Origin of the sequence: Prevotella fusca JCM 17724, from assembly GCF_001262015.1 — a bacterium.
Classification (GTDB): Bacteria; Bacteroidota; Bacteroidia; order Bacteroidales; family Bacteroidaceae; genus Prevotella; species Prevotella fusca.
This window is the reverse complement of sequence record NZ_CP012075.1, coordinates 659,363-683,772: the sequence shown is the minus strand read 5'-3', so window position 1 is coordinate 683,772 and position 24,410 is coordinate 659,363. Positions and strand designations below refer to the sequence as shown.

Below are 24,410 nucleotides of genomic sequence, written 5' to 3'. Positions count from 1 at the left end.
CGACAAAAGGCCATATAATGCTATTCAAGCCTTATTTAAGGTTTGATAAATTGATATGCCCTGTATATATCTGTTATCGCTGAATAGTTACCTCCACACAGAAAAATTGTAAACAGTTCTCTGTACTATCAAATGATTTGGGTTAAAACAACCCAAGAGTGGGAATAAACAGTTTCAGCCTTGATTCCATGAAACTCATATAGTTCATAATTTTGTCAACGACCTGCCTGTGTCCCAAAGTAGTCGTTTTGCCCAGCGGAGAACAACCAAAGCACTGACTACAGCAACAGCAGAATCAATCCAAGTGATGTCCCAAAGCATGGCACAGAACAGCCCGATGATAGCTCCAATCTCTGTCAGTGCATCGGAAAGAACATGGAGATAAGCGGCATGGCTGTTGTAATCCGTAGTACCATGATGTCCATGAAGTACTGACGCACTGATGGTATTAGCTATCAGTCCGATACCTGCCGTGATGAGGGCAAGCTCATAATTAAGGATTTCTCCATGTGTCGTAAGACGTTCCACAGCCTCAACGATGATGAATATAGCTGTAAGAATCAGCAGAATACCACTTGTAAAGGCTGACAGATTCAATATCTTCTCCGTATCATAGCGTGTTGTTCCCTTGCTTTCCAATCGACGTACCAGGACATAGGCAGCCCAGTTAAGTCCAATAACCAGCACATGCGATCCCATGTGGACACCATCTGCAAAGAGTGCCATTGAATGGGAGAAAAGTCCTACGATGATTTCAGCAAGCATCACACAGAATGCAAAGACCACCACAAAAGCTGTGCGCTTTTCCTGTGAATAACGTTCTATTTTACTTGACATTGCTCTCTTTTAATTCATAATTCATAGTTCAAAGTTCATAATTCAAAATTATGATTACCGTGTATATTATGAGAATATAACTAATACAAGAAAAATTGGATTTATTATTTTGATTTCCGAGTTATGATTTATTGATTATCCCGAAGTGTATGAACGCATTGCGTATTCCATCCTCATCTACGCTTGTTGTAACATAATCAGCAACAGCCTGTACATCCTCATCGGCATTTCCCATTGCCACCCCGATACCTGCAGAGCGGAGAATACTTATGTCGTTTCCACCATCACCGAAGGCAATACACTCCTCAGGACTGATACCAATATGTTCCGCCATCTGCAGTAACCCATTGCCTTTGTCAGCACCATGTACAGTTATATCCGTAAAACTTGGATGCCAACGTGCCGATATGCAATGCGGCATTGAAGGAAGTATCTCTTTCTCATCTTCCTCACTGAAGAAAGGAGTAAGTTGCAAGACAGGGCGCTGAAGTAAAGGGTCTATAGGCTGATGGATGTCAATATTATCAACTCCCAAGCCACGTACAAAGATGTCGTCAAAGATGCTTGTATGATTGTGGATGCCAATATCATCCCTACCACACACTACAACAGCATAATTTCGACGGCTGGCATCCTCTATCATGGCTCGCACTTCTTCTTCAGGAATAGGCATCAAGGTAATATCCTCAGCGCCGATGAATGTCCGTGCACCATTAAAGGTTATATATCCATCAACAAGGTGACGGATGACATCAATATTGTTGATGATGGCTACAGGGCGTCCTGTAGAAATGAAAATCCTCATCCCTTGTTCCTTAACCTGTTCTATCGTCTTTATTGTAGATGCTGGAATCTGATGAGTCTGGAATGATACCAGCGTACCGTCTATATCGAAGAATGCAGCTTTAATTGCCATGTTGAATCTCTTTTAGACTACAAAGGTACAAAAAAGATTTCAATTATTATATTCTAAAGGGATGATGGCAATCCAGTAATCGGAACTGTCTTCATCAATAAGTGCTATCTGATAACCACTTGTTTTCCATGCCTCATTAACACAAAGGAGGGCATTAGGAACATCATAATCTATTGACATATCAAGTTCGGGAATAGGAAGATGGTGGCATATGACACGTTGCAGGGATTGTATTTCGCTTACAATATCCTCTTCGTCCTCTTTACGGGCAAGCCATCCAAGTGCTTTGTACTCATATAACAGGTAAGGTAAGGTGAAATGATTTAGTTCTTCCAGATTCTCTTGGTAGTATTCCAGCATTTCATAATATATATCAGCGATATATCTGTTTTTGGTTCTTTTCTCCTGCTGACGATAAAATTCAATCGGATCTTGGAGGCTTTCTTTCACCATCTGCATAAGTTCTTTGTCTTCTCCAGCCACTTTCTGAGCAAAAGCCAGTAATTCTTCTTCTCTCTCAGGAACCATAATACGCTGCAACAGTTCTTCTGGAGAAGGCTCTTGAGGGGCTGGTTTGAAAAAGATGGATACCAAAATGAGGAACAAAAAGAATAACGCTACTAAAGCCATTATAAAACATAAGAACCATAAACCGTCTTGGAAAGTGACGTATGCACACCACCCAAATGCAAATGGTAAGCTATATATAAAAAGGTATATACACCCATTAGTTATTTTATCTTTCATACTCTGTTGTTTCTGAAAATAATGCGATTCCTCCCTTAATTCCGCAGCATAATTTCTTGTGAGAAATCCAAGTGCCTGAGAAACAAAGTCCTCAAAACACTTGGATATGTCAGAATTTTCACCTATCTTAGTGCTATCAAATAATAAACAAGCAAAAATCTGACATGACAAAGGTAGCAATTAAAAACGAGAATATCACTTCCTTCGGAGGAATTTATCACATCATGGACGTTTTTTCAAAGTTGGGTTTTGAGAAACTTACCGAATCCGTATTGGGCAGACGCAGCGGCAAGGCATTCAGCTATGGAAGCATTCTGGGCTCTTCTTCTTCAGCTACCTTTGTGGAGGGGATTGTCTTGAGGACATCAATGCGCTTACAGGACCATTAAATGCATGGATGTTTTTCGTATAGCTTTAACGGAAGAAGCGAAGTTATGCCTTAAACAAATAGATAGTCAAGACTGTCTTGGCTACCTACTTTATTATCATCCTCCGACACAGAAAACCTTTTCATTTTAATACTTTGAAAATCGCAGACAAGGGGTTGAAAAATCATGACATAATTTCGGGTAAAATACCTACAGATAAAGGCAAAAACACGTGTAAAAAGCAATTTTGCAACCAACAGTAAATCAGTTGATTATAGAGACGTGCAAGAAAAGGTGCTTAATTGGACTTCAAAAGGGCGTCAGTTAGACCTCAAAAGGGCATCTATTGCAAGCCAATTGGGCGTCTTTTCAAAGCCAAAAGATCATGTATTGGTTTTGAACTGCATGAAAATAGTTTGCAAAAAGCGATCAACATGGGAATAAATTGTTTGTAGAAGACGGAAGGACATGGTAAGTATTTGCCTTTTCTGCATTCTTATCTTGCGCTTTATCCTTTTTTGTGAGACCGTCTGATATTTGATAGTCATACCATACAATCGTATAAGCCTTTGTTCTGTTTCCAATCTACGCATTTAACGGGAGAGCCTTATAAAGGCGGGCAGCCATGTTGACCCGGACTTTGACCACCAGTTTGTTCCTGCCCACAAGTTCGATGCAAAGTATTCCTACAGGCAGGACCATGGCTATTTCCCGGGCTGGGCTTCCATCGGGGGCACCATAGTCGGAGGTGAGAACCGTGACGGAAACACCAATGTGAAATTCCATCAGGAGGACACGCTTCGCCGAATTATGGACCGTGTGACCTCCGAACTTGGTGTTGTAATAGAGCGTTTCCGTGCCGACTGCGGGTCGTTCTCGAAGGAAATCATCCGAACCGTAGAGCAGTGCTGCAACACGTTCTATATACGTGCTGCCAACTGCGGCAACCGGTGCGGGGAGTTCCGCCAGCTGGAAGAATGGAAGAGCGTTGAAGTTAATCATGAGAAGTGCGATGTCACATCCGTCAGCATGGACAACCTCATCGAAGGAAAGTCATACAGGCTTGTCGTACAGCGTACTCCCTTGAAGGACAAGCACGGCAGGGAACAGACGGATATGTTCGGAGTGATATACACATCAGCGAAAAGGTCAAGTTTTTGAAAAAGACAAGCAGACTGAAAGCCTTTATCCTGCATTTTGTCAGCGTACCGGCAAAATGGGTGCGAACATGAAGGCGGAACGTTCTGAACCTGTATACAAATAAAACATACTACTCTGAAGTATTCCTTGAACAAGCAGCATTTCTTTGTGGTTCTCATATTCCCCATTGGTTTGGGTGGGGGATTTTATGCCTAGACAAGCCTCAAGAAGCCCCGAAGAGCCTCATGTCAACATATAGAGCCCCAAAAAGACATCTCAACATATAAAATCGCCTCACAAGGAAAAACGCTGCGGAATTAAGGAATTATAAAAGAATTTATGACGAGGGAAGATAGACGTTGTGGCTTAATGTCTGAGTGGGAGTTAATGTGAGAATCATGAGAGTGAAAAGCTGTTACCCTTCTTTCTCTTTCTATTTTTTTTGATTAGTAAGCATTGATGCAAATCAAGAAATATTAGAATGATTACAATTTACGCTGAAAACATTTGGTGTGTGCGCAAACAATATGTACCTTTGCATCATCAAAAGACAAATAATAGATTGTTTAGGTTAGTAGTAATAGATTTAGGTTTTTAGTTATTTAATTTTAAGGTAGAACAAAAGAGTATTGTTCAGATAACAAAAAATAGGTTTTTAGTTAAGGTAACAAAGAAGATTGATTAAAGGATAACAACGATGCAAGATGATTGGGGAACGCCGTGAGGCGTGAACCAAAAATCAAGCATAAGACAGAGTTTTATACGAAAAGATAATTTAAGAGCGCAGTAGGAATCCTACTCGCTCTTTGTCTTTTTCAGATATTCTTTATGAATTCTATGACAGCTCGTATTGCTTCCTACTTCCTTCATGAAGATTTTAACCTTCTCATTTATGATTTCATTCCTTTGCATTGATTCAAGATAAGTGTTTCTGCTACTGTTATCATGAGAATGACATTGTGGAATAGTTTGCATCATACCCGTTAGGTCTTGGTTACTAAACTTGTTAAGACTTTCAGTTAGTTAGGTGAAAAGATAATTCGTGTCAAGTAAGTTAACAAGTATTTTTTTTATACTCAACAGATAAGTCATTATGTTTTAAATCATGATTACTGCTTATGCAATCTTGAACTTTGAGTTAATCTTTATATATTTCTGCACATTTTATTTTGAAATGTGCTTATAAATATGTATCTTTGCACAGAGATTGAAAAATTGTGCAATGGAAAAGATTCCGAGTTTTAATGAATTAATAGAGAAGAGTATCATTACCCATTGGGATCTTGATGCTCTAACAGATTATAAGGGTAAAACCCTCCAGTATCATGATGTTGCCAGGAAAATAGAGAAACTGCACATTATGTTTGAGGCGAGTGGCGTACAGCGTGGTGACAAGATTGCGCTTTGTGGTCGCAATTCTTCCGCATGGGCTGCAGCATTCCTAGCTGTACTCACATACGGTGCTGTGGCTGTGCCCATCCTGCATGAGTTTATGCCGGAACAGATTCATAACATCGTCAATCACTCTGATGCAAAACTTCTCTTTGTCGGTGATGTTGTTGTAACGCAGATTGATGCAATGAAGATGCCGGGGCTGGAAGGTATTATATATATTCCGGATTATTCGTTGGTTGTAAGCCGCACAGAGAAGCTGACTTATGCCCGTGAGCATCTGAACGAAGAGTTCGGACGTCGCTATCCAAAATACTTCCGGGCAGAGCATGTTCATTATTATCGTGAACAGAGCCCTGATGAACTGGCTTTGATAAACTATACCAGTGGAACGACTGGACGCTCCAAAGGTGTTATGATTCCTTATCGTTCTTTATGGAGTAATGCTGATTTTGCCAAGAATGTCTTAGGTAATGTGGTGAAGCCGGGCAGTAATGTAATCAGTATCTTGCCAATGGCTCACATGTATGGAATGTCATTTGAGTTTATTTATGAATTCCTCTCAGGTGTTCATATCTTCTACCTGACGCGTATTCCGTCACCTGCTATTATCTCCCAGGCACTTCAGGAAGTAAAGCCTGTCATAATGATTGCTGTGCCACTGGTGATAGAGAAGATTATTCGCAAGAAAGTATTCCCTAAGATTCAGAACAACCGTATGCGTCTGCTGCTTAATATGCCGGTTATCAATAAAAAGGTATGTGCGAAGATTCGTGAGCAGGTTTACCAGGCATTTGGCGGTAATCTTTATCAGATTATTATCGGCGGAGCTGCACTCAACGGTGAAATTGAGAGTTTCCTGCGTCGTATAGACTTCCCATATACTGTCGGTTATGGGGCTACTGAGTGTGGTCCGATTATCTGTTATCGTGACTGGCACACCTTTAAACAAGGCTCTTGTGGGCAGGCTGCTCTTCATCAGGAAGTCCGCATTGACAGTTCAGACCCAGCCAATGTGCCGGGAGAGATTCTGACAAAGGGACCTAATGTTCTTTTAGGTTACTATAAGAATGAAGAGGATACAAAGCAGACGATTGACAAGGATGGCTGGTTTCATACAGGTGACCTTGGTCTTATGGACGATGATGGTAATGTGTTTATTAAAGGTCGTTCCAAGAATATGCTTTTGGGAAGTAATGGACAGAATATCTATCCCGAAGAGATTGAGGATAAGTTGAATTCACTGACCTTGGTTAGTGAGAGTCTGGTTATTCAAAGCGGTGAGAAACTTATTGGATTGGTGCATCCGGACTATGATGAGGCACAGAACTTAGGACTCAATGCAGAGGATATAAAGAACATCATGGAGGAGAATCGCACTCAGCTGAATACCATTGTGCCAGCTTACTGTAAGGTTGCTGAGATACGTATTCAAGAGGAAGAGTTCGAGAAGACACCAAAGAAATCCATTAAGCGATTCCTTTATACAGAATAACCTTATAGCGTTATTGACAAACAAGATGGTATGGGCATACGTCTTCGTTTATCCGATTAATCTATCATGGAACAGATAGACGAAGGGTGTATGTCCCTGTTTTGTTTCTAAATCTTCCTGAGTAAAAGAATTAATTCATCCGATACTTTGTGTGATATTTCGATCACTATAGGGTAGAAGAATCAGTTGTCAAAGATAAAAAAATAGAATAAGGTGCTCAATATAATATTCAAAGAGTAACAATTAGACCCATACGTTTGCCTTTGTCTTGTATGGGAAAAGACTCCTCTTGTTTATGTTCCATTGTTAATGAATCTGATATAATCAAAATCATCAAGATATCGTTTAAGGGAATATGGATGTTTATAGTCAAGAATCTTTCCAGGATACCAATTGTTATAAATATTGCTCCCTAAATAAAATGGATATTTATCAGAATATTTTTTGTTTGGAATTGAAAAAACAAGTTTATGAAAACTCATTTTATCTAATAATTCTAAATCATTATCGTTGAGTCCATTTCCTTCCCACAATACTAATATTTTATCGAAATCAACTCTTTTAAATCTATCAATCCATTTCTTCTTAGCTTCTTCAAATGTTGAATAATGGACAAAACCGATTTTTATCTCTCGATTACCAAGTTTAATGCCTCCTACAGGATATGGATATCCCGAATCACAAATTTTGACGATTTCACATTCAAAGATCGACTTGATATTATTAGCAAAAAAAAGAAAATCATCGGCTGAATAAAACAAGGTGTTTATCGTAGGACTATCAAATCTAAGTCCTAAGTCATGTAAAATCATACCACCTGTGCAATTATTACAGATGATGCAACATTTCTCTGTATTACATCTCTTTGCTTTTTGTTTATGATACATTCTTCTGGGAATATACATTAATCTTGATGTTATTCCATTTAAATGACCCAGAACTCTTTTCTTTACGTTTACCATAAATAATGCAAGATTTATTTTATTAAAGTATTTGTAGGATAATCTATTACGCTTATATTGAAAAATATAATATAACAAAATACAATATTAGGAACATTGATTATACATTACTTGTAAAGTAGTGGAGCAAGATAAGATGTAATTAAATGTTGATCATGTGTAAGCAGTTTTAGATGTGTTCAAATACTTAGGAATTCTTTTTCCGAATATTCTGTATAAAATTGTTTGGAAATATTATGCACCGATTCTATAGAATCAGAAACCTGAACTATACAAATCCCGCTCCTATATATTCTATAGTTATCTGATTTTAAATTGACTCATAGCCATTTGTGCTGTTATGTGCAAGCAGATCCTTGAGATTTAGTTCCTTGCCTCCATGACCTTCATACGCTTCTCTCATCTCTTCCTCTCCCTCAGCTTCTTCTTCTGAGTGAACGAATGTAACACATTTGTCTTTAAGTTCTGCGATTACCCAGCCGATCAATGCAATAACAAGCAGTGCAATCAAACCTATCATTGGAGTTGTCATAATTAATTTGTTTTTTATTTCTAATGCAAAATTACATTAAGTTTCGGAAAGCACCAAATAATCTGTTAGTTTTTAGTAACTTTGCAGTATTAAACGTGAAATGTATGAGGTATAGATTTATAATATTCTTAATTATAATACTTATTTTTATTCCTGTTCAAGCTGTTTACAGTACTAATGATAGGGAAGTCCTAAAACATAATATATCAATGAAGAAAATCTTTTTATGTTCATCTTTTTCTGATGTTGCTTCAATTTTATCCGAATCCGTTTCAGTTCCGTTGAGAGGCAAGACAGTAGCATTTATCCCTACAGCAAGCATTCATGAAGAGTATACGCAATATGTGGAAGATGCCAGGGTGGCACTTGACTCTCTTGGACTTATCGTCAAGGAATTGGAAATTACTCAATGCAGTAAGAATGAAATGGAAGAGGTCCTGACAAACTGCGACTGTATCTATGTATCGGGTGGCAATACGTTTTTTCTCTTGCAGGAATTGAGGAGAACAGGTGCCGACAAGTATATCATAGAACAGGTGGAGAAAGGGAAACTATATATTGGAGAATCTGCTGGAGCTATGATTCTTGCTCCCAACGTTGAATATGCAAAGGATATGGATGATTGTTATTCGCTGACGCCAGAGTTCGAGGACTTTATCGGTCTTGGCATTGTTGGATTCTATCCTGTTGTACATTTCGATTGCTTTCCTTTTGAAGAGGCTGCACGGGAAGTTGTCAATAAAAACAGTCATCTGCCCTTGAAGATTATTACAAACCAGCAAGCTATTGCCGTTGTGGGAAATAATATCGTAATAAAAGAAAGAAAATAAGTTTAATTGGCTAAGATGTATATTTTATGCTGCACTATACTATAAAAAGATGACAAGAAAAGAACGATATACTTATGTTTTGGATTACTTCCGCAAGCATGTAGGACATGTAACAACTGAGCTTAATTTTGGTTCTGCCTTCCAACTTCTTTGTGCAACACTGCTTTCTGCCCAATGTACGGACAAGCGTATCAATGCGATTACACCAGATTTGTTCCGTCATTACCCGGATGCGAAAGCCATGTCGGAGGCAACGGCCGAGGAAATCTTTGAATATGTGAAGAGTGTTTCTTATCCTAATTCAAAGGCGAAGCATCTGGTTGAGATGTCGAAGATGTTGGTTGAGGAATTTAACGGTGTGGTTCCTTCTGAAGCCAGTGCACTCGTTACACTGCCGGGTGTAGGTCGCAAGACGGCAAATGTCATACAGGCAGTGTGGTTTGGTAAGCCGACACTCGCTGTTGATACGCATGTCTATCGTGTCAGTCATCGTTTGGGACTTGTTCCGTCAACAGCAAATACTCCTCGTAAGGTGGAGGATTATCTGATGAAGAATATTCCAACAGAGGAGGTTTCGGATGCACATCATTGGATACTGCTGCATGGTCGTTATGTCTGTAAGAGTGCAAAGCCTGATTGTGAGCATTGTCCTTTTGATGAAATATGTCCAAAGCGATTGGAGAATAGCAAACTGTAAAAAGGTAAAGAAGTAAAGATTATGAATACAAAGAAGATAATGCACTTCCTAAAAGGCATTGCTGCAAATAATAACCGGCAATGGTTTCTGGAAAATAAGGCTGAATATGACGAGGTAAAAGCTGATTTCGAGCAAGGAGTTGATTTGATAATATCACAATTGTCAACCTTTGATGATGAGGTATCTCATCTGACGGCAAAGGATTGTACTTACCGTTTCTACCGTGATGTACGCTTCTCACCCGACAAGAGTCCGTATAAACGACATTTCGGAGCTTATATCTGTGCACATGGCAGGAAGTCTTTGCGTGGAGGATATTATGTTCATCTTCAGCCGGGTAACTGCCTGATAGCTGTAGGTTGTTATTGGTTGCCGACAAATATCCTCACATCGTGTCGCAATGAGATCATGGCGAATATAGATGAGTGGCGTAAAGATGTAGAGAGTAACGACTTCGTAGACCTGTTCGGGCGCCCGAATGAAGGCGAATGGGCTGATGACAAGGTTAGTGGGAAAGGCTTTGGACTTACAGCCTTGAAGACTGTTCCCAAAGGATTTCCAAAGGATTATGAGTTTGTTCAGTATCTCCGCATGAAAGACTACTGCTGCTGGGTGTCTGTCCCTGATGATTTCTTCGAGGGTGATGGATGGCTTGGAAAGTTAGAGATTATTTGCAAAACGGGTAAACCAATGATGGACTTTATTAATAATGTGATTGATGATTACGAGTAAAAGATGACTTTTATACATCCTTCATTATTATCCGGCGTTGGTGTATAATATTACCAACGCATTGGTAATGATGTTGCAAACGATGGGTACTTATTTAACTCAAATTGGTCATTGGAGTTTCTCACAACTCCAGAATGCTGCGAAATCCTACTGGTCAACTTGAATACAAACCTTCCTTTTTGTAATACCTCATTTCCGCAGCGTTTTTCCTTGTGAGTCGATTTTATATGTTGAGATGTCTTTTTGGGGCTCTATATGTTGACATGAGGCTCTTCGGGGGGCTTGAGGCTTGTCTATGTATAAAATCAGACGGTCTCACAAAGGAGGGTAAAGCACAACATAAAAATGCAGAAAAGGCAAACAGAGGCTATGTCTTTCCGTCTTCTACAAGCAACTTATTCCCATACCGACCGCTATTTGTAAACTATTTTCATACAACCCAAAACCAATACATGGTCTTTTGGCTTTGAAAAGACGCCCAATTGACTTGCAATAGACGCCCTTTTGAGGTCTAACTAACGCCCTTTTGAAGTCCAATTAAGCACCTTTTCTTGCACAGCTTTATAACCAATTGATTTACTGCTGGTTGCAAACTTGCTTTTTACACGTATTTTTATCTTTATCTGCAAGTATTTTACCCGTAATTATGTCATGATTTTTCAATCCGTTGCCTGCTGTTTCAAAATATTTACATGAAAAGGTTTTCTGTGTCGGAGGATGATAATAAAGTAGGTAGCCAAGACCGTCTTTGCTATGTTTTTATTTAATGCATAACTTCAGTTCTTTCATTAAAGCTATACGAAAAAACATCCACGCATTTTTCAAAGCCCAACTTTGAAAAACGTCCATGATGTGATAAATTCCTCCGAAGGAAGTGATGTTCTCGTTTTTAATTGCTACCTTTGTCATGTCAGATTTTTGCTTGTTTATTATTTGATAGCACTAAGATAGGTGAAAATTCTGACATATCCAAGTGTTTTGAGGACTTTGTTTCTCAGGCACTTGGACTTCTCACAAGAAATAATGCTGCGGAAATAAGGTAATAATTAAATCAATCACTGAAAATTACAGATGCTTAATTGCGTTGCTTCTAAGCCTTAATTGAAGTCTAACTAAGGCTTAATTGAACGCTTAAAGGGCGTTAGTAAGAACGCAATTAAGCATTAGTTATTTTGCGGTTTTGTAATCAACTGGTAGTCTGGTTGTTGCATGTTCGTTTTTTTATTGTGTCTGTTTATGATTAAAATAAGTTTTTCCAGTTAATTGTGTAAATATATTTCGTTATTTAAAAATGGTCATTCAAGAACCATTTTCATATCGTTAAATTGTTCTGGGATATAATAAAAGCAGGACACCAATGTGTGGTATCCTGCTTTAAATCTATTTAGTAAGAACCTTTTTACTTCTGCTTCACTTTCTCCACGTATGCATCAATGGCAGCAACAGCTGTGATATTGACAATATCACGTACAGAAGACTCAAAGTCTGTGAAGTGAATAGGCTTGTTCAGCCCCATTTGTATAGGACCGATTACTTCCGTTTCAGGACTCAGTGCCTGCAAGAGTTTGTAACCGCTGTTGGCTGAAGATAGGTCAGGGAAGATGAGCGTATTCACATCCTTACCTTTCAAGCGGGTAAATGGGAACTTCTCATCGCGCAGTTCTTTATTCAATGCGAAGTTTACCTGCATCTCGCCATCAATAGCCAGTTCTGGACATTCTTGCTGTAATATCTCAACGGCTGTGTGTACTTTCTGTGGAGAACCCTCTTTGTCCGAACCGAAGTTAGAGTAGGAGAGCATAGCAATAACAGGCTCGTCATTGAAGAAACTTACCGAATGCGATGCCAGTCGGGCTACATCAGCCAACACGTCACTGTCCGGATGACGGTTGATGAGTGTGTCGGCAATATAGAATACACCTTTCTTGGTGTTCAGAATGTGCATGGTTCCAAAGTGCTTGTACTCTGGTCGGATGCCGATTACATCCTTTGCAACCTTGATGGTATTGCTGTATTTTGTGTAAAGCCCCGTGATAAACGCATCGGCATCACCATTTTCAACCATTGACATACCGAAATAGTTGCGTTCATACATCTTGTCGTAAGCCTCCTCAAAGGTATACCCTTCACGTGCACGCTTCTCAGCTAAGTGCTTGGCATAGGTGGCACGACGTCCCTGTTCCTTGTCAGCACGCATGTCTACAATCTCGATGTCTGAAATGTCAAGTTTCAAACGGTTGGCAACACGGCTCAGACGGTCGGGATTTCCCAAGAGAATAGGTACGCATATACCCTCCTGCTTTGCCTGTACAGCAGCCTTCATCATCGTCTGATGACCGCCCTCTGCAAAGACAATACGCTGTGGGTGCTGAGCTGCCGTAGCATGAAGTGTACGTGTCAGCTTGGTTTCCTGTCCCAGCATCTGACGCAGGTTCTGCTTGTATGCCTCAAAGTCCTTGATTGGCGTACGGGCAACACCACTGTCCATTGCCGCCTTGGCAACAGCAGCACTGACCTCGGTGATAAGGCGTGGGTCGACAGGCTTTGGAATAAAGTACTTCGGCCCGAAAGCAAGGTCGTTCACATGATATACCTCATTTACAACGTCAGGTACCGTCTGCTTAGCTAAATCTGCAATAGCAAGTACGGCAGCCATCTTCATTTCCTCATTGATAGCCTTGGCATGTACATCCAGTGCACCACGGAAAATGTATGGGAAACCGATTACATTGTTTATCTGGTTAGGGTAGTCAGAACGACCGGTCGACATGATAACGTCAGGACGTGCGGCAACTGCATCTTCGTATGATATTTCAGGAACAGGGTTAGCCAATGCAAATACAATAGGATTCTCGTTCATCGAGCGAATCATATCCTGTGTCAGGATGTTACCCTTTGACAGTCCGACAAATATATCAGCTCCCTTAATGGCTTCTTCCAGCGTGTGGATGTCTCTTCGGTCAGTGGCAAAGAGTGCCTTCTGTGGTGTCAGCTTCTCACGGTCGGAGCTGATAACTCCCTTGGAATCGAGCATTACGATGTTCTCTTTCTTCAAGCCCAAAGCCATGTACAGCTTCGTGCATGAAATAGCAGCAGCACCTGCGCCGTTGACAACTAACTTGACATCAGCAATGTCTTTGCCAGCTACTTCCAGGGCGTTCTTCAATCCCGCAGCTGAGATAATAGCTGTTCCGTGCTGGTCGTCGTGCATGACAGGAATGTCGAGGGTCTTCTTCAAACGCTCCTCGATGGCAAAACACTCCGGTGCCTTGATGTCCTCAAGGTTGATACCGCCAAAGGTTGATGCAATTTTCTCAACAGCTTCACAGAACTTGTCAGGGTCCTGTTCGTCCACCTCAATATCAAATACGTCAATACCGCCATAGATTTTGAACAGCAATCCCTTGCCCTCCATGACAGGCTTGCCACTCATAGCACCTATATTTCCCAGTCCTAATACGGCAGTACCATTACTGATAACAGCGACCAGATTGCCTTTATCGGTATATTTATATACGTCATCGGGATTCTGTTGGATTTCCAGACAGGGATAAGCCACACCAGGCGAATACGCCAGGCTCAGATCCGTCTGTGTGCTGTAAGGTTTGGTAGGCTTGACCTCTATCTTGCCTGGACGGCCGTTGTGATGATATTCCAGAGCGGCCTCTTTTGTTACCTTGACCATAATTAATCTTTTACTTTATATTACAAAAATATATATTCGTTCTACAAAGTTAGTAAAATCCACTCTAAAACAAACGTCATTATCAAAGTTTTTTGTAATTTTGCAGAAAATAAAACAGTGCCGGTGAACTGGGAACCAACTTCCTCTGCACTCACTGGTATTATTTTTGCTACAAATGTAAATATTAATGTATAATACTTCAACAGAAACCACTTACCGGCAAGAACTAAAGGAGAAAATCCTGTGTGTTGCCACAACTCTTTTCCATAAGCATGGAATCAGAAGAGTCAAGATGGATGATATTGCCAACGATTTAAAGATATCAAAGCGTACGCTCTACGAAATATACAGCAATAAGGAAGAGCTGCTTCTGGAAGTGGTGCGTCGCCACAAACAGGAGGAGAGGCGTCAGATGCAGGCATTTGATAAGCCTGGAATGAATGTAATTAATATCGTCATAGAGGTCTGCAGACATCGTATCGAGGAGTTTAGCAGGATTAATCCGCAGTTCTTCGAGGATATTCATAAATATCCAGAGCTGCTTGCTTATGTGCGCAGCCAGCATAAGGAAAGGGAAAGTGATGTTCTTTCCTTTATGCAACGTGGTATTGATGAGGGGCTTTTCCTTTCCGACATAAATTATGAGATAGTCCGTACACTTACCATTGCCTCGCAACAGGCAATCTGAACCAGTACCTTTACAAGACATATGACGTGAAGGAGCTGGCATACATCGGTATTCTGCTATATATTCGTGCATTCTGTACGATAAAAGGTATTAAGCTGTTGGATGAGGAACTCAAATCTCTTGCATTGGTAGAATCAAACAATTAAAATAGTAAAGACATACAAGTAAGAATCGATAAGGACATATAAGTAAGAAAATGTATGTGCATACATAATTCTATTGAAGTTCCTTTAAAGTTCCTTCGGGTAAAAAGATTATATAGTAAATGAAAGACAATACTTACAAGACCTTGCTACTGACGCTGTTGGTGGCATTGTTTCTTTTTCTGCTTCATTTCCTTCCTACATTTAAGATTGATGGGACGGAACTGCGTGAGATTGACATTCTGAGCGACCTTGCCCAAAAGAAGAAAGAGCTTAAGGATGTAATCCCGTCGCCAAAGAAACCGTCATCTGAAGTGGCATATGACAAGGATGGAAAGATAATCAACTTCAAAGAAGAGTGGCCTAAGGGAACTGAACGCATCGTTGACTATTCTGCAGGAAAGCCAGGTGGGCTTGACCATTTCTACAGTCAGCTTAATCTTTTGGTTCAGAAGCAGTCTGTCGGTCGTCCTGTACGCATTGCTTACTTTGGTGACTCGTTCATTGAAGGTGATATTCTTTTGGCTGATTTACGTGAAGAACTCCAGCATAAGTATGGTGGATGTGGCGTCGGTTGGATTGATGCAGGTAATGATCTTGACCAATATAAGCACACCGTGGATAAGAATTTCACAGGACTTGCTGAGCACATGGTGAAGAAGCCGGCAAGCTATGATGTCAATCAGGCTGGTATAGCTGAGCGTTATTACACGATGGGAGGGCAAGCTATAATGTCTTATGCTCCATTCTCCCTGTCACACGAGTACCCGCTTACGGAGAAATGGACAAGTACATGGCTTTACCTGCGCTCAAAAGGAGGAGCTGAGGTCAGCTTTGAGATAGATGGAGGAAAGACAACAACGCAGCGTGTAAGTCCGTCGGCGGAAGTACAGGCTGTGAAGATGGACGGTATAACCTCTCATGCAACAATCAAGGTGAATGGTGCTAATACAGTTCTCTTTGGTACATCACAGGAGGGTAGGGAAGGTATTGTGCTCGACAATTTCAGCATGCGTGGTTCTTCTGGTACCACCTTGGCAAGTCTTCCCGAACAGATGTTGAAGGAGTTTGCCCGTGTACGTCCATACGACCTCATTGTCTTTCAGTTCGGTGTCAATGCTGTTGATGCACAGACTACTCCTGAACGTTTGAAGGTGTATATGAGCGACATGAAACTTGTAGTAGACCTCTTCCACAAGTGTTTTCCGGAGACAAGCATCCTTATTGTCGGAAGTCCCGACCGTGGCTCTAAGACTTCACCTGACGGTACGATGAAGGGTGTTGAGATGTTGGTAGGCTATCAGGAACAGCTCGCTGCCGATTGTCACGTAGGTTTCTATAATCTGTTCCGTGCAATGGGTGGTCCTGGCACAATGATGCGTATTGTTGACGAGCAGGATATGGGAACAAAAGATTATGTACACATCAATTACAAAGGCGGTAAATATGTTGGTCAACGTATTTTCAAGTCTATCGTAGCAGGGCAGAAGAATTATGCACGACGTGCAAAGCTAATGGAAGAATAAACAGTTACCAGCCTATTAGGTCAATAAGTCCAATAAAGAACCAAGATGGAAATAAATAATATTCTCAGCCAGATTATGGCTACATTAAAGATATTCCTACAAAGTATAGAGTCTTATTTCTCAAGTCTCGACTTTACGAAAGTGACAGACATTCTGCTCTATAATCCACGTGAGCCACTCCTCTTCTCATCGGGAGCCTTTCTTTTCATTTTCCTTGTCTTCATGGTAGGCTATTACTGTCTGCGGAACAAGTTGGATGCAAGGTTACTTTTCGTAACGCTCTTCTCTTATTACTTCTTCTATAAGAGCAGTAGCTTCTACTTCCTGTTGCTGATTATTGTTACCGTCAGCGACTTCTATATCGCACGACGGGTAGCCAAAGGGAAGCATCCTAAGCTGTGGTTAGCATTGACACTGTTTATCGATCTCGGCTTGCTGGCTTACTTCAAGTACACCAACTTCTTTGCAGGTATGGTGACACAGATGATTGGTGGAAACTTCCAGCCGTGGGACATCTTCCTGCCTGTTGGCATCAGCTTCTATACTTTCAAGACCATTTCATACGTTGTAGATGTATATCGTAAGAAAGAACAGCCGATGGAGTCACTTCTCGACTATGCTTTCTACGTCAGTTTCTTCCCGACACTCCTCGCCGGTCCTATCACTCGGACGACCGACTTCGGACCGCAGATTCGTAAACCGCTTCACATCAGCAGGGAGATGTTTGCACAGGGAGTGTTCTTCATCATCATCGGTCTTTTCAAGAAAGCTGTTATCTCCGATTATATATCACAGAACTTTGTTGACCGTATCTTCGACAATCCCACACTTTTCTCAGGTGGAGAAGTGCTCCTCGGGCTTTATGGATACTGCATACAGATTTACTGTGACTTCTCGGGTTATTCGGACATGGCAATCGGTATTGCATTGCTTCTCGGCTTCAAGATTCCGATGAACTTCAATGCACCGCTTACTGCCGACTCAATGACCGACTTCTGGCGTCGTTGGCACATTTCTCTTTCAACCTGGATTCGTGATTACGTGTATATATCGCTTGGTGGAAACAGAAAGGGAACGCTCCACATGTACTTCAACCAGATGGTGGCTATGACTGCTTGCGGACTCTGGCACGGTGCTTCGCTGAACTTTGTCGTATGGGGAGTGTTGCATGGTGCATTGGTCTGCCTGCATAAGTTCTGGTCACAGACTGTTATGAAGCACGACCGCCGTTACCATCCTTCCGGTATACGCCGCTTCTTTTCTGTGTTCATTACTTTCCACGTCCTCTGCTTCACATGGCTTTTCTTCCGCTGTAAGGACTTCGATGGTGTATGGGTTATGCTCAAGCAGATGTTCACAAAGTTCAATCCTACTGTACTTCCCAATGTCTTAGTGGGCTATAAGTATGTATTCCTGTTTATGGCATTTGCTCTCCTCACACACTGGATTCCAGACTCTTGGCAGAACCGTTGTGTACGTGTTCTGGAAAAAGGTGGGGTAGTGGTTTCTGCTATTGCCATTACCATTGTAATCTTTATCATCATGCAGGTGAAAAGTTCGGATATCCAGCCGTTTATTTACTTCCAGTTCTGATTTTCCCAATATTTTCTCTTTAAGGAAAGGGGGAAATGGAATTCCAAACTTCTCTTTGCAGATGTCAAGGCAGGGCGCAAAGTATAGAAAGGAATAAATGGAAACTATATATTAATGCAAGAACGCATAGTGCGTGTGAACATAATGCCTGAATGGCAGACACACGAACTATGCGTTCTTTGTAATTTATACTACTTGCGGGCAGTCATTATCATGGAACATTAATATTAGAACTTAATGTTAAGCTGCCTTAACTGAAATTTTATATTGTATCTTGAGGATATTTGGGATAAGTAGAAGTCTGAAATATCTTTACATAAAAGTGAACATTCCTGATAAAAAAAACATGAATGTGATTTATTCTTTTGCATGTTTGTAAGAACCTAATAAACTGTGAGTTATGTTGCTGTGCAAATTATAGATGCTTAATTGGACTTCAATTAAGCCTTAGTTGGACTTCAATTAATCATCTATTAGACTTCAATTTGTGCTTAGTTAGGATACAATTCATCATAAACCTCTTTTCTGCAGCGTTTTTCCTTGTGAGGCGATTTTATATGTTGAGATGTCTTTTTTGGCTCTATATGTTGATATGAGGCTCTTTTGGGGGGCTTGAGGCTTGTTTAGGCATGAAATCCCCCTGCCTGTAGGAATACTTTGCATCGAACTTGTAGGCAGGAACAAACTGGTGGTCAAAGTCCAGGTCAACATGGCTGCCTGCCTTTATAAGGTTCTCCCGTTAAATGCGTAGATTGGAAACAGAACAAAGGCTTATACGCTTGTATGGTATGACTTATCCAAGATCGGACGGTCTCACAAAAAGGGATAGAGCACAAAATAAAAATGCAGAAAAGGCAAACAGATACCATGTCTTCCCGTCTTCTACAAACAACTTATTCCCATATCAACCAATGTTTGTAAACTATTTTTATGCAACTCAAAACCAATACATGGTCTCTTGGCTTCTAAAAGACGCCCAATTGGCTTGCAATAGATGCCCTTTTGAGGTCTAACTGACGCCCTTTTGAAGTCCAATTAAGCACCTTTTCTTGCACGATATTATAACCAACTGATTTACTGTTGGTTGCAAACTTGCTTTTTATGCGTGTTTTTGCCTTTATCTGTAGGTGTTTTACCCGAAATTATGTCATGATTTTTCAAACTGTTCCCTGCGAATTATCAAAGAATTAATATGAAAAGGTTTTCTATGTCGGAGCATGATAATAAAAAAGGTAGCCAAGACTGTCTTGGCTATCTTTTTGTTTAACGCACAACATCGCTTCTTCCTTTAAAGCTATACGAAAAACATCCACGCATTTAATGGAAGAACCCTTTATAAGCCCCATCCTCCGTATCATCCGTAAAAGTAAGGTGTTCAGCTTCTCTGCAATGTTGAAACTGTAGGACTTTCCTGATGTCTCGCTCTTATAGACAATGTTCTCTTCGGCAAGCTCCTTCAGTCTGCGTCCTACGGTGTCGGCACCGGGTAACAGCGTACCAGATCTCTGCCTGAACTGTCCTGTAAGCGCATTGATGTCCTCAAGGCAATCCCCACCGCAAAGGTAGCTGAAGAAGAGAGAGCCCAGGAAGCTTCCATGGCTGAATGCCTTGCCGCTGCATCCGGTATCTACCCAACACGGATTCGGTAAGTTTTTCAAAGCCCAACTTTGAAAAAACGTCCATGATGTGATAAATTCCTCCGAAAGGAGTGATATTCTCGTTTTTAATTGCTACCTTTGTCATGTCAGATTTTTGCTTACTTGTTATGTTTGTTGCACCAAGATAGGTGATAATTCTGACATATCCAAGTGTTTTGAGGACTTTGTTTCTCAGGCACTTGGATTTCTCACAAGAAATTATGCTGCGGAATTAAGGTTAAAATAATTTTTAACGGGTTATACCATAACAAATAATGTGTAGAAGAATATTAAATATCGTTGTCCTGCTCTTCTGTAGCCTCCTAACTTCGTGTCTTGGTGTGTTCTATATAGACTTAGGCAATCATTATGCATGGTTGGAGGACAGAATAATAGTTAAGATAAAAGAAGAAACGGCAAACAGCCTTTCCTATGATCTTCTTATCCGCCCACAGGTCTTGAATTATGGCTATGACAATAAATTCATCATAGCCTATCAGATTTACGATGGCAGTGAATGGTATAATTCTAACCAAATAGCAGAAGAAAAAGACAGTTTGTTTATCCAGTTCGCAAAGCTGAAAGAAATGAAACATTGCTATTGGATTATAAATAAAGAGACAAATCAGGTCATAGGTCCTATGAGGAAGCCGGAATTTGACAGGAAATGTGAGGAACTTCATGTAAAGGCAAAAATGCGCCATTTCCATGAAAAGAAACTTTGGAAAAACAAGGGGCTATAAGGGTAATACTTTTTGATGGTATTAAAAAGAATATGTAGAAGAGCTTTTCGTAAAAGCCATGGCAACTAATAATTCTATCCAAGAATTGGTCTTACCCAATTCTTGGATAGATAACTTTCATGTTATGAGGAAATTTGTTTTTACTGCAATTATGGTATCTGTGACTTTAACAAGTTGTTTGAGTTTCTTTCCTGATCGTTATGAGAAATCTCTCGTATATAATGGTTTCCGGGCCAACACGAATACTATGATTGGTACAAAAGTAAACATAAAAGGTTATTATTCTCTTGTTGACAGTAATATATCGGCATCCGAGGGAAAATATTTGGTAACTTATAATGGTAGAATATTGACACTTGCAGGCTATAATCCCTTTATTCTCTATGAGGATGGGACTTACGGAAATATTCTTTTCAATGCTGTGGGGAAAGATTTTTCGGCAAATGAATATTATAAAAAAGTCGATATGGAATTAGACAAGGAGTGTAAGCCTTTGAATAATATCTATCTTATGAGGAGTGGATGTTATAAAGTAAATGAAGATACCATCTGTGTAACGACGTATATATTATATGCTACGCACACAAATGTTTTTATTGAGGTATAAAATCATCGACCGTAATCATTTGTTACTTTTAGATGAAACTTATATTTTTGGAAATGAAAACGATACTTGTGTTCGGAATAGGATATTTGAATTTATCCCAGCCAAGACACTTCCTTCTCCATCTTTGTTCCCGATAAAAAAGAAAAGGTGGGCTTGGGCTAGCAAGAAGGATTGGAAGCGATTTAGGCACAGTGCTGCAAGAACATCAAAAAATAAATAGGAATATACTATAGATTTTTACAAGATTATTAGTGCTATATTTTATACAATAGTCCGTTAAAATTTTGTGGTTTACGAATCTTTCGTCCCTAAGTCAACAGGAATTGTGGCAGAAAGAAAACATGATAAGTCTCTGAAAAGAGATAATTAGGCAACAGAATATAACAAAATATAACATAATAAAATCGGCTATCTCATTGAATTTCAGTAACTTTATAGATATAAAAAAGACAATAAAGTTTATGCTGATAACCAACTTGATTAGCCGATATATGAGGCTCTGCAAAGCAGCATTTAGTGCTGAAGATGGAGCAAAGTTAAGCAAAAGTATCCAGACAAACGTCATGGAAATGCTTTTTCTTTTGATGGTCATCCCAAGGAGATGCAATTTCACGCAGATGGGACGCTATGGAAAGCGTGACGAGCAATGCTATCGGCAGACGGCAGAGCGTAGCGTGAACTGGCTCGAAATGAACATGTGGCTGAGTGCTTTCGCCTTCAAGGAGGGGTAAGGGTCGCAATGCCATCGTCATAGCCCCGAGCTTCATCAAGAAGGCTGGGAAGCATACCCCATACGTTGGTACGTTCTGGTCGGGCTGTGCAGGTGCGGTAAAGCACGGACTTGAGATCCTCGGCATCGGTGTGATAGACGTGGACCTGCATGAGTGTATGATGCTGAAGGCTGTGCAGACCACATTGGAAAAAGGTGAGGAGAAAAAAGAGATGAGCCTGTATGAGACTGGTATGCCAAGGTGTTGCAGGACGACATGGTAAGGCAGCAGCGTATCTGCAAGGTTCTTGTCGCCGACTCAGCCTTCTCCAAGAGACCTTTCATCGACAGGGTGATGAAGATGGGATTCCATGTTGTGAGCCGCCTGCGTCATGACGCAGCCTTGTTCTACACATGGGACGGGGAGCCCACGGGAAGGCCCGGCCGTCCCCGTGTCAAAGGTGACAAGATTGACGTGAGGAACATTGATATGTCTAAAGTCGAAATGCTTGGGCTGGAGGAGACCTCCGGCAAGGCCTATGCGCTCAAGGCATGGTGCAAGTCCTTGTGCAGGGTCGTTTCGCTTGTCATCCACGAGCTGCCCAACGGTGTCCGCCGTCTGTACTTCTCTACGGATGAGAACATGAGCGGACGCGATGTGGTGGAGTACTACACCACACGTTTCCAAGAGGAGTTTTGCTTTCGCGACGCAAAGCAGTTCCTCGGTCTTACAGATTGTCAGGCACGCGACAAGAGAAAACTTGACTTTGCCTTCAACTCTTCATTCACGGCACTCAATGTGGCCAAAATCATATGCAAGGAACTTGGCACGTCCATCGGTCGACTTAAAGCGCAGATGGTCAATGCCTACTATGCGCAACGAATTATTGACGTGTTCGAGAAGAACCCGAACACGCCTTTAAATAAAGAAAGTATTAATGAGATGTTTAGTTTCGATGCTGACGCAGCATAAAAATTAACGGAGTATTGTAAAATACTACATGAAGAAATTAGCTCCCCATATCAGCACAGCATAGCGCAGAACCTTACCTATTGTTATACTTAAAACTGATACAGGAATATTGGCACGTGTAAGTCCTAAAACGATGGTTACGGCACTGCCGAGAATAGGAAGAAAAGCAAAGAAACCCATCCATGCTCCACGTCCGCCCATAAAACGATATGCTTTGTCAATAGACTCTGGCTTCACATGGAAGTACCGTTCCAGCCATTCCAGCTTGCCAAGGCGTCCAAGACCGTAGTTCAACATTCCGCCCAAAACATTACCTGTACTACCGTAGATGAGCAATAAAACTGGGTCGAGACCTGCTGCAAGAAGACCGATCATGACTGCTTCGCTACTGAAAGGTAAGACACTGCCAGCAAGGAATGCTGATAGAAGCATCCCCCAATAGCCATAGTCTAAAAGGAAGTGTGTAAAAACGTCCATAAGTTGAAAAGAGTGATGATGATAGCTGCATAAAACAGGATAAGGAACATCCAGTTGGTTATCCGTGTACGTGTCAGTGCAAAGAAATGTGCAATCAGTGGTGCAGTCGTGGCAATCAATATGCTCAACAAAGCATCATAATGCTGTGGTTGAAGGAAGAGGAAGACGATGGCTGCAAGATCTATGGTGATGAAAATCTGATAGAATAATCGTGTGCGGATATTGTCATTACGCTTTTGATTCAAGAAGTGGATTATACCGATTACAGCACAAATCAATACGTATGACAGGGTTGTTATCTGACTTATATTCAGTGATATAAATCGAAAAGGTTCAGTAAACACTGCAAGCTGTATGAAGTGGTCAGCAAGTAGGGTTATATCTCCTTTTGCAGCCAGATACCCCGCATAGAACCAATAAGGAAGCATGATGCCGAGAAGAGAAGCTACAAAGTTCCGAAGACTCATTGTAAGAATATTGGTACGCATGACTATCCACAAGATGGGCAGAAAGAACAGGACTTGTACCCATACGATACTTGCCATGCCAATACAGAAGTAAGCATAGAAAGTCCAGCCCGGTGCACGAGTATCCTGATAACAGCGGAAAGAGAAGGTATAAAAACCTACAATACCCAGCATGATGATGGCTGATTGGATGGAAGGGAACATGAATACTGCCATGGTCGTCAAAGTCAGGAACGAGCATGATACCATTCGGCTGTAGATACGGATGAGAGCATTGGCATTATTCAGCTCCATCATAAGATAGGTGGATAGCAAGAGACAGATGCCTGGTGCTATTACGGCAAGGTTGTGCAACCCGGCTGTAACCCATACAAGAGCAGCCGCTGAAACAACGTATGCTTGTGTCCAGCGGCTTTCTGCTATTCGATTTTGGATGCGTTTCTGTTGCATAATGGATGATAAGCGAAGTTAGGGGATAATAGACGTTGCCGGGTAACAGGCAAGTCAGAGTTAT

The 24,410-nt window shown here is 40.9% G+C and carries 19 protein-coding genes and 4 pseudogenes; 14 read left to right on the top strand and 9 right to left on the bottom strand.

What is annotated here, in order from left to right:
* Window positions 1-204: 204 nt before the first annotated feature.
* From ADJ77_RS10065 to ADJ77_RS13840, 3 genes are all read right to left on the bottom strand, one after another.
* A complete protein-coding gene (locus ADJ77_RS10065) occupies window positions 205-837 on the bottom strand; it encodes a cation diffusion facilitator family transporter (RefSeq protein WP_025079190.1) in 633 nt (210 codons plus the stop codon).
* 121 nt (window positions 838-958) lie between these two features.
* A complete protein-coding gene (locus ADJ77_RS10060) occupies window positions 959-1,753 on the bottom strand; it encodes a Cof-type HAD-IIB family hydrolase (RefSeq protein WP_025079189.1) in 795 nt (264 codons plus the stop codon).
* A 39-nt stretch (window positions 1,754-1,792) separates the two neighbouring features.
* On the bottom strand, window positions 1,793-2,500 hold the full coding sequence (locus ADJ77_RS13840; protein ID WP_050696368.1) for a DUF6630 family protein: 708 nt from the start codon (window positions 2,498-2,500) through the stop codon (window positions 1,793-1,795).
* A 164-nt stretch (window positions 2,501-2,664) separates the two neighbouring features.
* Here ADJ77_RS13840 and ADJ77_RS10050 point away from each other — a divergent pair.
* The 3 genes and pseudogenes from ADJ77_RS10050 to ADJ77_RS10040 all read left to right on the top strand — a co-directional run.
* Window positions 2,665-2,882, top strand: a pseudogene (locus tag ADJ77_RS10050) (IS1380 family transposase); the annotation flags it as partial.
* A gap of 583 nt (window positions 2,883-3,465) precedes the next feature.
* Window positions 3,466-4,160, top strand: a pseudogene (locus ADJ77_RS14445) (IS1380 family transposase); the annotation flags it as partial.
* Between the two features lie 1,070 nt (window positions 4,161-5,230).
* Complete coding sequence (locus ADJ77_RS10040; RefSeq protein ID WP_050696367.1) at window positions 5,231-6,895, top strand: AMP-binding protein; 1,665 nt, start codon at window positions 5,231-5,233, stop codon at window positions 6,893-6,895.
* A gap of 293 nt (window positions 6,896-7,188) precedes the next feature.
* Here ADJ77_RS10040 and ADJ77_RS10035 read toward each other — a convergent pair whose 3' ends face one another.
* Both ADJ77_RS10035 and ADJ77_RS10030 read right to left on the bottom strand, forming a co-directional pair.
* The gene (locus tag ADJ77_RS10035) at window positions 7,189-7,857 is read right to left on the bottom strand and encodes a DUF1919 domain-containing protein (protein ID WP_025079178.1); all 669 of its coding nucleotides are present in this window, start codon (window positions 7,855-7,857) and stop codon (window positions 7,189-7,191) included.
* A gap of 310 nt (window positions 7,858-8,167) precedes the next feature.
* The gene (locus tag ADJ77_RS10030) at window positions 8,168-8,389 is read right to left on the bottom strand and encodes a hypothetical protein (protein WP_025079179.1); all 222 of its coding nucleotides are present in this window, start codon (window positions 8,387-8,389) and stop codon (window positions 8,168-8,170) included.
* Between the two features lie 104 nt (window positions 8,390-8,493).
* On the opposite strand from ADJ77_RS10030, the gene ADJ77_RS10025 reads away from it, so the two are divergent.
* From ADJ77_RS10025 to ADJ77_RS10015, 3 genes are read left to right on the top strand one after another with little or no spacing between them, the layout of a single operon-like run.
* Window positions 8,494-9,219 carry a Type 1 glutamine amidotransferase-like domain-containing protein gene (locus ADJ77_RS10025; protein ID WP_025079180.1) on the top strand — a complete coding sequence of 242 codons (726 nt, stop codon included), beginning with the start codon at window positions 8,494-8,496 and terminating at the stop codon, window positions 9,217-9,219.
* A 49-nt stretch (window positions 9,220-9,268) separates the two neighbouring features.
* Entirely contained in the window at window positions 9,269-9,916 is a 648-nt protein-coding gene (gene nth, locus ADJ77_RS10020) for an endonuclease III (RefSeq protein ID WP_025079181.1), read from the top strand.
* A gap of 21 nt (window positions 9,917-9,937) precedes the next feature.
* Window positions 9,938-10,648, top strand: a complete 711-nt coding sequence (locus ADJ77_RS10015) for a DUF2461 domain-containing protein (protein ID WP_025079182.1) — start codon at window positions 9,938-9,940, stop codon at window positions 10,646-10,648.
* A 1,399-nt stretch (window positions 10,649-12,047) separates the two neighbouring features.
* Here ADJ77_RS10015 and ADJ77_RS10005 read toward each other — a convergent pair.
* Complete coding sequence (locus ADJ77_RS10005; protein ID WP_050696366.1) at window positions 12,048-14,333, bottom strand: NADP-dependent malic enzyme; 2,286 nt, start codon at window positions 14,331-14,333, stop codon at window positions 12,048-12,050.
* A 187-nt stretch (window positions 14,334-14,520) separates the two neighbouring features.
* Here ADJ77_RS10005 and ADJ77_RS10000 point away from each other — a divergent pair.
* The 3 genes and pseudogenes from ADJ77_RS10000 (at window position 14,521) to ADJ77_RS09990 (ending at window position 18,283) form a co-directional block, all read left to right on the top strand.
* Window positions 14,521-15,167 (top strand): annotated as a pseudogene (locus ADJ77_RS10000) (TetR/AcrR family transcriptional regulator).
* A 119-nt stretch (window positions 15,168-15,286) separates the two neighbouring features.
* Window positions 15,287-16,690: a GDSL-type esterase/lipase family protein gene (locus tag ADJ77_RS09995; protein ID WP_050696365.1), complete on the top strand. Its 1,404-nt coding sequence runs from the start codon at window positions 15,287-15,289 to the stop codon at window positions 16,688-16,690.
* A 45-nt stretch (window positions 16,691-16,735) separates the two neighbouring features.
* Entirely contained in the window at window positions 16,736-18,283 is a 1,548-nt protein-coding gene (locus tag ADJ77_RS09990) for an MBOAT family O-acyltransferase (RefSeq protein WP_025079222.1), read from the top strand.
* Between the two features lie 1,322 nt (window positions 18,284-19,605).
* Here the strand turns inward: ADJ77_RS09990 and ADJ77_RS09985 are convergent.
* Window positions 19,606-20,026 (bottom strand): annotated as a pseudogene (locus ADJ77_RS09985) (IS1380 family transposase); the annotation flags it as partial.
* A 169-nt stretch (window positions 20,027-20,195) separates the two neighbouring features.
* Between ADJ77_RS09985 and ADJ77_RS09980 the strand changes: the two are divergent.
* From ADJ77_RS09980 to ADJ77_RS14235, 5 genes are all read left to right on the top strand, one after another.
* Window positions 20,196-20,663, top strand: coding sequence for a DUF3997 domain-containing protein (locus ADJ77_RS09980; protein ID WP_042741078.1), 468 nt, complete (start codon window positions 20,196-20,198; stop codon window positions 20,661-20,663).
* A gap of 58 nt (window positions 20,664-20,721) precedes the next feature.
* On the top strand, window positions 20,722-21,270 hold the full coding sequence (locus ADJ77_RS09975; RefSeq protein ID WP_025079063.1) for a hypothetical protein: 549 nt from the start codon (window positions 20,722-20,724) through the stop codon (window positions 21,268-21,270).
* Between the two features lie 491 nt (window positions 21,271-21,761).
* Window positions 21,762-22,001, top strand: coding sequence for a hypothetical protein (locus ADJ77_RS14245; RefSeq protein WP_234398172.1), 240 nt, complete (start codon window positions 21,762-21,764; stop codon window positions 21,999-22,001).
* On the top strand, window positions 21,976-22,263 hold the full coding sequence (locus ADJ77_RS14240) for a hypothetical protein (protein WP_025079065.1): 288 nt from the start codon (window positions 21,976-21,978) through the stop codon (window positions 22,261-22,263). Before ADJ77_RS14245 ends, ADJ77_RS14240 begins: the two co-directional genes overlap by 26 nt.
* Window positions 22,257-22,952, top strand: a complete 696-nt coding sequence (locus tag ADJ77_RS14235) for a transposase (protein WP_244148589.1) — start codon at window positions 22,257-22,259, stop codon at window positions 22,950-22,952. Before ADJ77_RS14240 ends, ADJ77_RS14235 begins: the two co-directional genes overlap by 7 nt.
* Window positions 22,953-22,976: 24 nt before the next feature.
* On the opposite strand, the gene ADJ77_RS09955 is transcribed toward ADJ77_RS14235, so the two are convergent.
* Window positions 22,977-23,429, bottom strand: coding sequence for a YqaA family protein (locus ADJ77_RS09955; protein ID WP_025079067.1), 453 nt, complete (start codon window positions 23,427-23,429; stop codon window positions 22,977-22,979).
* Window positions 23,402-24,346: a hypothetical protein gene (locus ADJ77_RS09950; protein WP_025079068.1), complete on the bottom strand. Its 945-nt coding sequence runs from the start codon at window positions 24,344-24,346 to the stop codon at window positions 23,402-23,404. The genes ADJ77_RS09955 and ADJ77_RS09950 overlap by 28 nt, the downstream gene beginning before the upstream one ends.
* Window positions 24,347-24,410: the final 64 nt, after the last annotated feature.